The 14,459-nt window shown below is 42.6% G+C and carries 10 protein-coding genes; 5 read left to right on the top strand and 5 right to left on the bottom strand.

Annotation, left to right across the window (positions count from 1 at the left end; genetic code table 11):
- Nucleotides 1-8 precede the first annotated feature (8 nt).
- Together ACEYV4_RS06640 and ACEYV4_RS06635 are read right to left on the bottom strand one after the other, a co-directional pair.
- Nucleotides 9-2,159: a hypothetical protein gene (locus tag ACEYV4_RS06640; protein ID WP_373842556.1), complete on the bottom strand. Its 2,151-nt coding sequence runs from the start codon at nucleotides 2,157-2,159 to the stop codon at nucleotides 9-11.
- A 122-nt stretch (nucleotides 2,160-2,281) separates the two neighbouring features.
- Nucleotides 2,282-4,054, bottom strand: coding sequence for a 1-deoxy-D-xylulose-5-phosphate synthase (locus ACEYV4_RS06635; protein ID WP_373842555.1), 1,773 nt, complete (start codon nucleotides 4,052-4,054; stop codon nucleotides 2,282-2,284).
- Between the two features lie 173 nt (nucleotides 4,055-4,227).
- On the opposite strand from ACEYV4_RS06635, the gene ACEYV4_RS06630 reads away from it, so the two are divergent.
- Entirely contained in the window at nucleotides 4,228-5,478 is a 1,251-nt protein-coding gene (locus tag ACEYV4_RS06630) for a DUF2075 domain-containing protein (RefSeq protein ID WP_373842554.1), read from the top strand.
- Between the two features lie 3 nt (nucleotides 5,479-5,481).
- Complete coding sequence (locus ACEYV4_RS06625; RefSeq protein ID WP_373842553.1) at nucleotides 5,482-6,171, top strand: TVP38/TMEM64 family protein; 690 nt, start codon at nucleotides 5,482-5,484, stop codon at nucleotides 6,169-6,171.
- Between the two features lie 65 nt (nucleotides 6,172-6,236).
- Here the strand turns inward: ACEYV4_RS06625 and ACEYV4_RS06620 are convergent, their stop codons facing one another.
- The gene (locus ACEYV4_RS06620; protein WP_373842552.1) at nucleotides 6,237-8,753 is read right to left on the bottom strand and encodes an excinuclease ABC subunit UvrA; all 2,517 of its coding nucleotides are present in this window, start codon (nucleotides 8,751-8,753) and stop codon (nucleotides 6,237-6,239) included.
- Nucleotides 8,754-8,978: 225 nt separating this feature from the next.
- Here ACEYV4_RS06620 and ACEYV4_RS06615 point away from each other — a divergent pair, with 225 nt between their 5' ends.
- Nucleotides 8,979-9,371, top strand: a complete 393-nt coding sequence (locus tag ACEYV4_RS06615) for a VOC family protein (RefSeq protein WP_373842551.1) — start codon at nucleotides 8,979-8,981, stop codon at nucleotides 9,369-9,371.
- A gap of 57 nt (nucleotides 9,372-9,428) precedes the next feature.
- Here ACEYV4_RS06615 and ACEYV4_RS06610 read toward each other — a convergent pair whose 3' ends face one another.
- Complete coding sequence (locus ACEYV4_RS06610) at nucleotides 9,429-11,168, bottom strand: ABC1 kinase family protein (protein ID WP_373842550.1); 1,740 nt, start codon at nucleotides 11,166-11,168, stop codon at nucleotides 9,429-9,431.
- 141 nt (nucleotides 11,169-11,309) lie between these two features.
- Here ACEYV4_RS06610 and ACEYV4_RS06605 point away from each other — a divergent pair, with 141 nt between their 5' ends.
- Entirely contained in the window at nucleotides 11,310-12,665 is a 1,356-nt protein-coding gene (locus ACEYV4_RS06605; RefSeq protein WP_373842549.1) for a hemolysin family protein, read from the top strand.
- A 46-nt stretch (nucleotides 12,666-12,711) separates the two neighbouring features.
- Here ACEYV4_RS06605 and ACEYV4_RS06600 read toward each other — a convergent pair whose 3' ends face one another.
- Nucleotides 12,712-13,155 carry a CopY/TcrY family copper transport repressor gene (locus ACEYV4_RS06600; protein ID WP_373842548.1) on the bottom strand — a complete coding sequence of 148 codons (444 nt, stop codon included), beginning with the start codon at nucleotides 13,153-13,155 and terminating at the stop codon, nucleotides 12,712-12,714.
- Nucleotides 13,156-13,317: 162 nt separating this feature from the next.
- On the opposite strand from ACEYV4_RS06600, the gene ACEYV4_RS06595 reads away from it, so the two are divergent.
- Nucleotides 13,318-14,459 (top strand): MFS transporter (locus ACEYV4_RS06595; protein ID WP_373842547.1); only part of this gene is annotated, 1,142 nt, incomplete at its 3' end.

Raw genomic sequence — 14,459 nt, 5'->3', positions numbered from 1 at the left:
TATCACTATTATCGCCATTTTTTAATTGGCAATATTGCTGCTATCATTCCGGTGGCTAATCCTAAAAGAATTGTACTAAGACTCTCATGGTGCCCCGTCTGTGGTAATTGTATTGCCTGTTTACCTGAATCAGAAGACGTTTCTTGATCATCATTTAATTCTGCCAATGGAGCTTGTAATTGTGCAAGTTGATTATGAAAATTATCTGAATCAATTGGATGTTCGGTACTTGGTGAACTAATAGGAGTTAGTGTTGAAGACGAATTATTTGAGCGCGGCGCTAAACTGTTCGAAGCCATCTCTGATAAATTAGTGTCCCCTTGTAAATCTTGACCATTGTTTTTGAATGCTCCCTTATTAACATCATCATTCATATTCAATATCTCATCTTGCTGATTATTAAGAGATAAATGTTTTTTTGCAGAATGATCAGTTTGGCTTTCTTCTTCACTCGTCGTTACCGAATCGGTCCCGGTACCCTCATCCTTCGTTTCGGGCTTAGCAGTTTGGGTGCCTTCGTCACTCGTCGTCACCGAATCAGTCCCAGTGCCTTCGTCCTTCATTTCAGGCTTAGCAGTCTGGGTACCCTCTTCACTTGTCGTTACTGAATCGGTCCCGGTACCCTCGTCCTTCATTTCAGGTTTGGTGGTTTGGGTGCCTTCGTCACTCGTCGTTACCGAATCGGTCCCGGTACCCTCATCCTTCGTTTCAGGCTTAGTTGTTTGCGTACCCTCTTCGCTTGTCATTATCGAATCAGTCCCGGTACCCTCATCCTTCGTTTCAGGTTTAGTTGTTTGGGTACCCTCTTCACTCGTCGTTATCGAATCAGTCCCGGTACTCTCGTCCTTCATTTCGGGCTTAGTAGTCTGCGTGCCCTCTTCGCTCGTCGTCACTGAATCAGTCCCGGTACCTTCATTCTTCGTTTCAGGCTTAGCAGTTTGCGTGCCTTCGTCACTCGTCGTTACCGAATCGGTCCCGGTACCTTCATCCTTCGTTTCGGGTTTAGTTGTTTGCGTACCCTCTTCACCCGTCGTCACCGAATCAGTCCCAGTGCCTTCGTCCTTCGTTTCAGGCTTAGCAGTCTGGGTACCCTCTTCTCTCGTCGTTACCGAATCGGTCCCGGTACCCTCGTCCTTCGTTTCAGGCTTAGCAGTTTGCGTGCCCTCTTCGCTTGTCGTTACTGAATCGGTCCCGGTGCCTTCGTCCTTCGTTTCAGGTTTAGTTGTTTGGGTACCCTCTTCTCTCGTCGTTACCGAATCTTTTTGATACCGAATTTCTACTGGTGCAAGTGAATCAGAGAGTTGATCCGTTGTTAATTGCAAGGGTGATACCTCAGTAATATCAGCTGTATAGCCATCAATATTCGGTACTTGATACTTAGCAAAAGGTGGAATTTGCCATTCACTAGTAGTTATCTTTCCGTTACTGATTTTAACTGTTCGGGCTGCTGTGACCACTTGTGTAATGACTCGATTTCCTCCTGGTAGGTGCAAAATAATTTGTCGATGAAGCTGCTTCTTCTCCTGGTGAATTTCTGGAGAAGTTATTTTTTCAACCATTAAACTGATTGGTGTACCATTATCAAAATCATGAAATTGCTTAGGAAGTTGATTAACATATTTCCAACCAGCAGGTGGTTGTGGCAAATCTAACATATGACCACTATCCCTGGCAGATACCAAGATTGTTTTATAAGCGACATTTTTATCATTAATGTCCCGGAATACAAAATGAATGCTATGTGGAGAAGCACTGCTAGTCGGATCAATGGGGTAATAATGAATAAAGGGCTGACTATCCTTCGTGTTAACATCGACCTTTTTTGCCATAATCATTTGTGGAACAGCAGTATAGCCTGGAAAATATGGCAAAAAATATTCTGGCCAAATATCATTTGCAGCTTGAATAATGTTACCATTCCGATCGAGCTGTAAAGTGGTGACATGAGTAATATTAACATCCTGATTAGTTAAGGGATTAGTATAACTAATCGTCTGGGTTACTTTTTTTATCGTGACAGCTGGCTTAACAGAATCGGCAATTGCTGTTGACGTTGGGCTAACCTGAGCGGCTAACACTGGTGTCGCTCCCAACGATATTAGTATAGTTGCTGATACCAAACCAAGCATTGAACGGTGATAAAAATAATTTGTTGACATTTTGATTCCTCCTGTTTTTTAGCTCTCACTTAATAAAGAACGTTAGAAAAATCAAAATGAACGTTTTTAAACAAAAATAGCTCGCCAGTTCAAGCTATAAGGCTTCGCTGACGGGCATTTCATTATAATGAATGAAGAACTTTTTCAATATCATCAACAATTTGTTTAGGAGTCAGGTGGTACCACTCATTCATAACATCCAGTGGTACATTATCAGCAAACTCACGTGGGGCTCCAAAATTGATAACTTTCATATCGGTTGGGCCGTAATATCGAGCGATGGTTTCACCAAAGCCTCCATTTAAATTACCATCTTCCAGAGTTACGACAACATCATGATTCTCCGCTAAGTGGTGCAAGTCATGCTGATCAATACCAGTGATCGACTTAGGATTAATCAAAGTTGCATCAATATTCAGTTTCTTCTTTAATTGCTCGTAAACCCTTTCACCAAGTTCCCAGAAATCACCAACGGCCATGATGGCAACCTCGCTTCCGTGGTGAGCAACATCATAATTAATAACGCCATAATCATCTTGGGTTGGTTTACCATGCAGTAACTCCTTTTCGGGCTGGCGAATAATAACGGGTTGTTCTCGTTGTTTCAATGCCCAGTGCAACATGGAAACCATTTCTTCAACGTTTGTCGGAGCTAGGTATTCAATATTAGGAAGATTGCTAATCATCGAAATGTCAAACGTACCCTGGTGAGTGGCAGAGCCTTGAGCGATAGTTCCCCCACGAACAATCATGACTACGGGTGAATCATTTAACGCCATATCATGGATCAATTGATCGTAAGCCCGTTGTAAAAAAGTACTATTTTGAAAGACAACTGGACGAGCGCCCGCTACAGCCATCGCCGTTGCCGTTGTCACTGAATCCTGTTCAGCAATACCAACGTCAAAGTAACGATCCGGGTGTGCCTCTTGGAAACGTTTTAAACCAAAGACACCAGGAATAGCAGCATTAATTGCCACTACTGGCATCCCCGCAGCAATCTGCTTATCAAGTTCATCAAGGACTGCTTCATTATAGCCATTAACTACCGGATGTTTATCCTTACCGGTCTTCAGATCAAACGGTGCACGCCAATGATATTCCATTTTATGTTCTACAGCTGGTGTATAACCCTTACCCTTTAAGGTATTAACATGCAAAACAATCGGATGATCAATATTTTTTACGTCCCGAAAAGCATTAATCATTGTCTGAAGGTCATTCCCATCAGCAACATATTTATAATCTAGACCCATGAACTTAAAGATGTTATTTGGTGACTTACCGTTAGTATCACGCAAGTTCTTAAGTCCCTTATAAAGACCACCCTGGTCCTTATCAATCGCCATTTGATTATCATTGACCACAATAATCAAGTTAGAATGAAGTTTAGCAGCGTTGTTTAAACCTTCAAAAGCCAGACCACCACTCAGCGACCCATCCCCAATCACTGCTAAAATATTATTTTTAGAATGAGGCTTCGTTAAATCACGAGCTTGAGCTAAGCCGACAGCCAACGAAATGGAAGTTGACGTGTGTCCTACCTCGAAGAAATCATGGGCGCTTTCTTCCGGAGAAGTATATCCAGTAATATCTTCATAATGATCCGGATCTAGGAATCCTAATTTGCGGCCCGTGAGCATCTTATGAGCATAGCTCTGATGAGAAACATCCCATACTATCTTATCGTGTGGTGAATTGAAAACGTAGTGATAGGCAATGGTGAGTTCCATTACCCCAAGATTAGGACCGACATGGCCACCAATTGCCGCAGCTCGTTCTAAAACTAACTGCCGCATCTCCGCCGCTAGTTCCTTTAGTTCATCCAGTGACATTTTCTTAATGTCCGCCGGTTCATTCACTACATTTAACAAATAATCCGGATGCAAATTCATCTGACGCCCACTCCTTTAGCTTGAACTAATTTAGTAATCATTTATCTCTCTATTAATCTACTAATATTTTATCACGTTCTAAACCTATCGGAAAATTATCCTAATTCCAAATTGACGTCACCAGATAACTTAAGCTAACATAAAGTTGATTACCAGATGAAGAAACGAATATAATGACACAAATTGATAATATGGCAGTTAAAAAACTTTCACCATTTAAAAAATTAACATCCGAACAAGAACATTTAGTTAACGACGTTCTCCACTTCACTGCTCACCACCTGCAAGAAGATTATCCAGCAACCTATACTATCTTTGGCGATGCCGGAACTGGAAAGAGCGTCATCCTTTCCCAACTTTTTGACCGCCTGCAAAAAGCTGCTCGTCAGGACTCCAATTCTCCTTTTTACCATACCACCAATTATTTTCTCGTTAACCACCCCGAAATTCTGAAAGTTTACCGAGAAATTGCCGGACGATTGCCAGAACTTTACAAGAAAGACTTCGCCCGACCGACTTCACTCATTAACCAATTAGATAAGCGCCATGAAAAGATTGACGTGGCCATCATTGACGAAGCACACCTCCTGCTTTCCAAGCCTGACCATTACAATAATTTTTACCATAATAACCAGTTAGTTGAAATCATTAAACGGGCCAAAGTTGTGGTAATCGTTTTTGATCAATATCAAGTTTTGCGGATGAAAAGTCTCTGGACACCAGGACGTCTCCGCAAAATCACTAACCAATACCCGCATCGCGAATATCACCTTACCAAGATGTTTCGAATGAACGCAAGCCCAGAACTGGTTAAGTGGTTCAATACTTTTACCAACGATTACCGGTTAACACCGTTACCGACCACTGCTCGCAATCACTACGATTTTCGAATTTATAATGATGCTGAACAGATGCGTCAAGCAATCGTTCGACGTAACAAAGCAATTGGCCTTTCGCGAATTCTCTCAACCTCCGGCTATCCTTCCACCCTTGATGGTGGTAAGCATTACATTAAAGAGGGCCGCTTTAAAATGCCCTGGGATCAGTATAACTACACCGCTACACCATGGGCCGAATTGCCACAGACAATTAACGAGGTGGGATCAATTTATACCTGTCAAGGTTTTGACCTTAATTACACCGGCATTATCATTGGCCCTCCCATCAGCCAGATCCCTGCTACTAACCACCTGCAAGTTAACCTTGATAAGTATACCGATACCGAAGCCTTCAAAAAGCGAGCCGACCTTACGGATCCTCAAATGATCACCCGATTAGAGAAAAGGATGATTATGAATTCGCTTAATGTTCTTTTCAAACGGGGCGTTTATGGAACCTACCTCTACGCCCATGATCCATTACTACGGCACACACTATGTCAACTTTTTACCCGCGCAGGTTTTCACTTGCCAAAGGAGGATTAACCAATGAAGAAATTTATTGACAAGCGTCTTTTGATCATTATTGGTCTAATTGCTGCCTTGATCGTCCTTTTTCTAATCTATCGGGATTACCGACCGGAAATTGCCTTGCTTTTTCACCCCACTAAACACAACCAGGCCATCCTGCTCCACCTAATCCGCAGTCATGGTTTACAAGATATGATTTTATTGCTACTACTGATCGCTATTTTTAATGCTATCCCTGGAATGTCTAATTCGGTGGTCTGCATCTTTGCCGGTCTTTGCTATGGACCCTTTATTGGATTTCTAATCAACTGGTTTGGTAATATTCTCGGTAATTGTGCCGTCATGAATTTAATTCGAAAAATTAATCTTTCTAAGCATACCAAGAAATCCAAATTGCTCGGTTATTTATTGAATCAACGACATCCCCTAATTGGTCTTACGATCGGTTACATGATTCCAATCATTCCAAGTCTCCTAGTTAACTATGCTGGTTCCCGGTTAAAAGTTAGCCGTAAACGTTTTTTAATCATGGCTACAGTTGGAATGGCACCAACTTCATTTGTCTATGCCTTTGGTGGCGACGCTATCTTTCGTGGTGACAGTAAACGTATCATCGGTGCTATTATTGCAATCGTCATCATTGTCCTTTGCTATTTTTTAATTAAGAAAATGATCAAACGAACCAAAACTAAACATCAAGTTGCTTAACACAATTCAAAAGGCCTTGCGATACTCATTTAGTACCACAAGGCCTTCAATATTTATTATTGATCTTAATTAAAACGTTTCCAGTATTCTGCTAAGTAACGAGTTGTCAGGCTAATTGGTTTCTTAACTAAATCCAGTGGCCGACCGTGAGCGACAATTTGACCACCATTGCTGCCGCCACGGGGCCCCAAATCCAATAGGTAATCGGCATTGATCACTAAGTTAAGGTCATGAGTAATCGTCACGATGGTAGCACCACGATCGAGCAACTGCTGCATCACACCCAATAGTGTCTTAACATCAAGGGGATGCAGGCCAATCGTTGGCTCATCAAAAACAAAGAGCGTCTTTTGCTGGTTATGATTCAAGTGTTTAACCAATTTCAAACGTTGGGCCTCCCCGCCCGACAGGCTTGGCGTACTCTCACCCAAGTGTAGATAAGCAAGGCCGACTTCTTGTAACAATTTCAGCTCACGTTCAATCTTAGGGACATCCTTGAAAATTGGCAATGCTGCCACTACATCCAACTTTAAGAGGTCAACGATTGAGTAACCATGCCACTTCACTGCCTGAACTGCCTGATTATAACGATTACCATGACAAGTCGGACAAGTTTGCTGCATATCTGGCAAGAACTGGATATCCAGAGTAACCACCCCACTGCCGCCACAAGTAGGACAGGCACCTTGCTTATTATTGTAGGAAAAGTAACTTGTTGTGTAATGCTTTTTCTTAGCTAATGGTTGGGCTGCAAAAAGTTTACGTAAATTATCCATGATACTGGTATAGGTTGCTACTGTTGACCGCATTGTCTTACCAATTGGGGCAGCATCAACACTAACCACCTCACTTAATGGGGTTGTCAATTGCTTAACTTGCTTAGGGACACCTAATCCCTTTGCTTGAGCCTTAATTGCGGGTACTAGGCTATCCAAAATTAGACTAGTTTTCCCAGCTCCCGAAAAACCAGTAATGGCCGTTAACCGATTAACTGGTAACTGGCCACTAACATTCTTAAGATTATAATATCCAGCTACTCGAAATTTGATCTGGTCAGGAGCTGACTCAGCAGTGATTGGCCGCGCAAGTAGTTTAGCCGTCCCATTCAGGTAAGGACCAATCTTAGAAGTAGGGTCTTGAGCAATCTCCGCCGGTGTTCCCTGATTTAAAATTTGTCCCCCTTGTTCACCAGAGCCCGGGCCAATCTCAATAATCCAGTCAGCTGCCTTGATGATATCAATATTATGATCAACAACTACCAATGAATTACCCTGGTTAACTAATTCTCGGAAAACATTTAACAAGCCACTAACGTTATCTGGGTGTAGACCAATAGAAGGCTCATCTAGAATGTACAATACTCCGGTCGTTTGGGTTCGTAGTGTCCGCGCAAGCTGGATTCGTTGCAATTCACCTGTAGAAAGACTGTTACCGTTCCTTGATAAGGTCAAATAGTCCAGGCCTAATTCTAATAGGGGCCGTAAATTATCATCAAATTCTTTAAAAAGGGAGTCAGCCATGACCTTCATATCCGTCGGAAGCGTTGCCTGAACTCGTTTCTTCCAGCCCGTTAATTCTCCTAAGGTGAGATTGCTTACCTGGGCAATGTTTAAGCCACCAGCTAACTGGTGCATTAGTTCCGGTTTGAGACGAGTTCCATGGCAAACGGGACAAGTTGAGTAATGAAAAAACTCACTAATTCTTTTTTGGGCCCGTTCACTCTTACTGGTCTTAGCAGATTCCAGTACTGCCTCATGAGCATTTTCATAAAGGGCGTTAAAATCATGGAAGACCCGTCCAGTTCCAGAACGAAAGTCCATCCGATATTTTTTCTTTGGCCCGTTCAAGACAAACTCTTTTTCTTTAGTGGTTAGGTCTTTATAAGGTACATGAATACGGACGCCAGCCTGCTGGGCAACACTGGGCATAAAGTTTCGCCCTGGCAAATGCCATGAAGCCACTGCTCCATCAGCTAAGCTCAGATTGGGGTCACCAATTAGTTTACTCTCATCGATTTCTCGGACACTTCCGGTTCCCTGGCAGCGTTCACAGGCACCGGTGGAGTTAAAGGCAAAGTCCTCAGCACTAAAGGCCATAAAAGTAGCTCCACAAACAGGACAAGTAATTTTACCCATTGCATTACCGGCCTTACTCATCGCACTAGCAATCGCTAGACTCGGCTTCAAACGGTGACCATTGGGACAAACCGGTGAACCCAAACGGGAGAAAATTAGTCGAATAACATTAAAGGTTTCACTCATTGTCCCGACGGTTGCTCGTTCAGACGGAATTGCTGGCCGTTGTCGCAGTGCCAACGCTGAAGGAATGTGTTTAACACTGGTAACATCAGCCTGGGCACCGAGTTTAATTCGCCGCCGAGTATAAGTTGACAAGGCTTCCAAGTAACGTCGGGAACCTTCCTCATAAAGGATCCCCATTGCTAGGGAACTCTTGCCTGACCCAGAAAGTCCCGAAATTGCTACAAATTTGTGCAAGGGAATGTCGACATCAATGTTTTTTAAATTATGAACCCGACCACCCCGCACTTCAATTTTCGTCGGTAACTTATCTGTTGTTTCCATTCCATAACCATTCCTTTTATCAAAGTGCTGCTTTAAGCATAAACCATCCACTAAGGTCACAGTCAAGCAATTTACTAATGCTGTTTCCAGTCAGACTACTGAATTTGATAATTTCTATTAACAAAAAGGTCAAAACAAACTATTTCCAGCCTCCACAACATTGCCAATAAGTGATCGAAGTCAGTATAATTAAACTGAATTCTTGATAAAGAAGAGGTTTTTAATATGAAAATGCGTCGAATCGATCATATCGTATTGACCGTCAATGACTTGGAAGAATCAATGCGCTTTTACCATGAAGTCTTCGACATGCCGGTGATCAAACAGCAAACCACCGACCAAGTAATTACCCTACGCTGTGGTCACCAGTTAATTCGCCTGCAAAAGGCTGACCGGCCAACCAAGCTAAAGGCACCCCATCCCACAACCGGATCCGCTGACCTTTGTCTCGTTGCTGGTGATAAGTTAGAAGATATCATTCATCACCTACGCAGCTACTACGTGGACGTTATTGAAGGGCCGGTTGTTAAGCATGGCTCTGAGGGTGAGATGACCTCGCTTTACATCCACGATCCTGATAATAATTTGGTTGAAATTGCCGTTTACAAGAATAAGTAAACAAATAAGGGGCTGAGGAATATTTCCTTAACCCCTTATCATTTAGCCTTCCAAGTCTTATTTATTGCGGTTTCGCCAATTTTTCCAGCGATGGATTGATTCGCTCAAGACTAGTGCGACAATCACCACCAAGGCAATTGAGTAACCAATCACACCTAAACGGAAGATACTGGGATGGTTACTACTCCCTTCAACAATGATTGAAGACCCCATGATAACGGCTGCCAAGATAATTACAATCAGGAAACGATTAGTAATACGCTCAATCTGCTTGACTAACCGCTCTTGGCCCTGGTATTTAAAATTTACTTGGGTATCACCATTAGCAATCGTATCTAAAGTAGCACCCACCTTATCTGGCAACTTGCTCGTTTCTTGGGCCGCTGAATATAAGTTAATCAGTTGGTCGTCTAAGGTAGTCCGCCAATTAAATTTTCGTTTCAAATAGCGAAGGCCAAAAGGACGTGCTACCTGCATCATAGAAATGTCAGGATCAAGCTTAGCCACCGTACTTTCTAACGTACCAAAGGCTTTGATTAGCAGTGTTACCTCGGGCTTCATTTGAAGATGGTTTCTCTGACATAGTTGAACAATCTGGTAAAGCATCGTCGTAAAATCAATCTCACCCACTCCCATTGATAGATAGGGATGAATAAAATTACCTAATTCTTTAAGAAACTGCGGTTCATTTACTGAGCCTGTCTTATTGCAAATCGCTAAAACCGCCTGACCAATCCGCCGAGTATTTTTAGTAGTAATTGCCAGCACGACGTTAGCAATTCCGTCTGCCATGGTTGGTGTTAATGTTCCCATCATCCCAAAGTCCAAATAAACAATTCGGTATGGCGGCAACGGTTCTTGTTGCCGATATTCGAGCTGGGTTAACCCGATTTTTACCTGGTGTTGACGAGTCGTTTTTAAACCTAGTTGAGCATTTGTCGGCAAATTTTGAATTAAAATATTACCAGGATGGGGGTCAGCATGAAAAAAGTGATCAACAAAGACCTGCTTCAAAAAGTTCTTTACTAAAACTTGGGCAATATAGTGGCGCTGTGCCTGTTGTTCCTTTTTATGGGATCCCATTGGTTGTTCAAAAAGGCAACGAACACTTTGTCCTTTCATTGCTTGATTCACCAACACTTCGGGGGCACAATACTTGGCATAGACCCGGGGAACACGAATAATGTCATCCCCATTATTCAGCTTATAAAACCGTTCACCATTATGAACCTCATTGATTGTATTAACCTCACTCAATAAAGAAGTGCTTAATTCATCTAACACTTTATTGAAATCAACCACGGTCATCCCAGTCGGTACGTAACGAAGTAGCTTCACCGCCCGGCGCATTAGCATAATATCAGTATTAACTAGCTGACTAACAGCTGGATGCTGAATTTTAACGACTACCGCCGTTCCATCTTTCAGCGTCGCATGATGGGCCTGACCAATTGAAGCCGAAGCAAAGGGCTGTTCATCAAAATGGGCAAAGACAGCACTAATTGGCTTGCCGGTTTGTGCTTCAAAGGTTCGCTGAACGCTCGTAAATGAATCTGCTTGTACCCGATCCTGAAGGCGGCGCAGCTCTTTAATGTAAGCCGGTGACACCAAGTCTGACCGGGTTGAAAGGATTTGGCCAAGCTTAATAAAGGTGGGGCCAAGTTCTTGCAACGCAATACAAACCTCGCGAGGATTGGCCTGATGATAAAAGTTACTCAAGAAATGATGGCGGCGCAGTACTGCCATGATCTCCCGCAAGCGTTGACTTCTTTTGATATTATTAGATTTGCTAACCAATTTACTCACCCCTATTTCTTTTGGATTAATTTAACCCTAATTTTACCGCAGAAAGCTATACAAATATATAGTCACTGGCCTTCGAACTTGCTACAATAGAGTTTGAAATATAATACGAAAGACTAGGTGAATTTATCAAATATGAGTGAATTATGGTCTTCATATTGGTTTAGATTACTCGTTATCATTTTTATTCTGTTTATAGCAGCGCTTTTTACGCTACTCGAATATTCCGTCGTCAAGGTCCGACCAAGTGAATTGAAAGAACTCAAGCAGACCCGGAAAGTTAAGCATGCTGAGCACATGGTCAACAACTTAAATGAATACCTTTCTACTGCCCAGGTTGGGGTCACGATGACCTCCCTGATTTTAGGGTGGATTGGTGATCAATTTATTTCTGATTTATTGATGAAGATTTCCATCGTACCAACTAATGTTCGGGAAGTCGTTTCGCCAATCTTAGGTGTACTGATCTTCACCTTCTTCCACGCCGTTTTTACCGACTTAGTACCAAAAAACATGGCGATCGATCGACCGGTACCAATCCTATTATCAATCGTTCATGTGGTCCAGTTCTTCCACACGATCTTCTATCCGTTTGTTTGGCTCTTTGCTGTCGCTGCGGCGGGAATTACCAAATTACTAGGCTTTAGTGTCCGACCAGAAGAGGATACCTATTCACAAAATGAAATTGTTACCCTCTCTCGTCAATCTGAAAAAGCCGGCGAGATGGATAAAGAAGATGTTGTCTTTATGCAGCGGGCCTTTGAAATGAATGATAAGGTAGCTGCCGATATCATGATTGACCGAACACAGCTATCCGTCATCGATATCAAAGCTACGATTGCTGACGCTGCTAAGCTTTATTTTGAGAAGAAGTTTACCCGTTTCCCAGTCGTCGCTAATAACGACAAGGATCACATCTTAGGTTACATTTTTTCTTATGATGTCATGCGGCAAAACCAAATCAATCCTGAGCAGTCGATTCGCACCATTATGCGAAAGATCCCAATCGTTTACGAAAGCGAACGGATCACCAAGGTCTTACAAACGATGATTAGAAAACAAGTACCAATCGTCGTGGTTCAAGACGAATATGGTGGGACCTCCGGGATCATCACCGATAAGGATATCTACGAAGAACTTTTCGGAACCGTGGGTGAAGAAATTGATCACGCCACTTCCGATATGATCGAAAAGAAGGGACCCGATGCTAAGGGGAACCAAACCTACGAAGTTTCAGGGAAAATGCCCCTTGATGACTTTGAACGTTACTTCCATACCAAGATTGAACAGTTTGAAAACTCCGAAGTAACGACTCTAACCGGGTTCTTCCTTGAGCGACAATATGATTTGAAGGTCGGTCAACCGATCAGGGTTGATAACTTCTCCTTCATCCCTCAAGACCTTCAAAACGCTTATGTTAATAAGTTTAAGGTTATTTATATCCGGCCGAAGAAGACTAAAAAGAATAACGACCAACAAAAGGATAAGTAAAGAAATAGGCCAGTGAGAAAAATTTCTCACTGGCTTATTTTTAGTCTTAATCTGTCCCACAATTATCCATTGCCATTCCGGGAACACAGTTGCACTGCACCTCATCAGGAGCCGTTACCGCTTTTTTCTTTAAGACTTCTTGTAGGGCCTGAATATCTTTTTTGCTTAAGGGCACCTGATTAATAATATGAATTAAAGTCTTACCAACCCGGCGCTCACAAATGCTGGTAAAAAGTTCATCCGCTACCATATCCATTGTTTGCTGCTCCTTGACTAATGGTCGGTAAATAAATCCCCGCCCATGCTTGGTCGTTGACAAAGCACCTTTAACTACTAAGCGACGAAGTAAAGTTTTAACCGTCGCCGTTTTCCAATCGACCTTCCGCTGCAGGATCGTCGTTACCTGACTGCTGGTAGTTTCACCCAGCGTCCAGATAATCCGCATAACCTGCCATTCTGCCGGGGTAATTTCTAATGATGCTTTTTTCATAGGATCTCCTCTTTCTTTCGTTTACATTTGTAGCTATATTTTAACACCGTTATCATAAAATTCCAAAAATCACTGCTATCACCGCTATAGTAATTGACTTCCTTAATTAAGTAAGTAAACTATTATTCGATATCTATTATTCTAAGGAAGTCTCATTAGTCTATGCAAAACCAACGAATTCGCCATGCCCTCATCATCATGGTGCTAGGAACCTTCCTTGGGCTCCTTTGTTCTACTTTAATGAACATTGCCTTGCCAACCTTTATGCACGTTTTTCACATTAGTGAGACCCGTGTGCAATGGGTAATCAATGGCTACATGCTCGTCAATGCCTTGATGATCCCGGTTAGTTCTTACCTTATCAAACGTTTCTCTTTTCGTCACTTGTTTATCTTATTCTGTGGTGTTTTCTTAATAGGAACAATTATCGGGGCGATGGCTCCCGCTTTTATCTTTGTCATCGCCGCTCGGATGATCCAAGCAATTGGGGCTGGGATGATGATGCCCCTTGTTAATGTCCTAGCAATTCGTTACGCTGCACCGGGTAAAAAAGGGCAAATCATGGGAGTGATTGGGCTAGCCTTTAATTGCGCGCCAATTTTCGGCCCCGTCCTTTCAGGGGTATTGCTTAACTACCTTTCTTGGCGCTACCTCTTTATTTTAATCATTCCCTTCATGGCCGTTGTCATGTTAATGGCCATTTTCTTACTGCCTTACATTCCGCACAACGATGCTCCTCGTTTTAATACCAGCGGTTTAATCACGGTCACTATTGGCCTCTGGTCATTACTGATGGGACTTTCAAACGTTTCCAATAATCGGCTAGGGTACTTTAACGTTTGTGGTTACGTCCTAATTGGTTTAACATTTTTACTTCTCTTTTACTTTACCCAGCGCCATAGTGACCACCAACTGATTAATTTAACGATTTTTCATCATAAGCAGTTTGTACTTGCCACGACCATTAATATGCTAATCACAGCGACAATGTATGGCAACACCATTTTGATTCCCCTTCTTGTCCAGATCGTGCTTGGTAAAAGTACCATTATCTCTGCAATGGCCGTTTTACCAGGAGCTTGTCTTACCGGCTTACTTTCGACAACTAGCGGTCGTTTCTACGATATTTACCCCATCCAGATTTTGGTTGGTGCTGGCCTAACAATCGACATTATTGGTACTGCTGGTCAAGCACTCATTGGCGCCAATAGTTCTGTTTGGGTCATTACCCTTTTTCAAACTATTCGCCAATTTGGCCTAGTCACTATGCTGATTCCGTTGCAAACCCAAGCCCTTTCACTACT

Source organism: Limosilactobacillus sp. (assembly GCF_041859915.1).
In the GTDB taxonomy this organism is placed as follows: domain Bacteria; phylum Bacillota; class Bacilli; order Lactobacillales; family Lactobacillaceae; genus Limosilactobacillus.
Note: the sequence above shows the minus strand (reverse complement) of the source record. Positions and strands in the feature narration are given on the sequence as shown.

Coding starts and splice junctions, on each gene's coding strand:
- ACEYV4_RS06640 (WP_373842556.1), bottom strand. CDS start 2,159: ATGTCAACAAATTATTTTTATCACCGTTCAATGCTTGGTTTGGTATCA.
- ACEYV4_RS06635 (WP_373842555.1), bottom strand. CDS start 4,054: ATGAATTTGCATCCGGATTATTTGTTAAATGTAGTGAATGAACCGGCG.
- ACEYV4_RS06630 (WP_373842554.1), top strand. CDS start 4,228: ATGACACAAATTGATAATATGGCAGTTAAAAAACTTTCACCATTTAAA.
- ACEYV4_RS06625 (WP_373842553.1), top strand. CDS start 5,482: ATGAAGAAATTTATTGACAAGCGTCTTTTGATCATTATTGGTCTAATT.
- ACEYV4_RS06620 (WP_373842552.1), bottom strand. CDS start 8,753: ATGGAAACAACAGATAAGTTACCGACGAAAATTGAAGTGCGGGGTGGT.
- ACEYV4_RS06615 (WP_373842551.1), top strand. CDS start 8,979: ATGAAAATGCGTCGAATCGATCATATCGTATTGACCGTCAATGACTTG.
- ACEYV4_RS06605 (WP_373842549.1), top strand. CDS start 11,310: ATGAGTGAATTATGGTCTTCATATTGGTTTAGATTACTCGTTATCATT.
- ACEYV4_RS06600 (WP_373842548.1), bottom strand. CDS start 13,155: ATGAAAAAAGCATCATTAGAAATTACCCCGGCAGAATGGCAGGTTATG.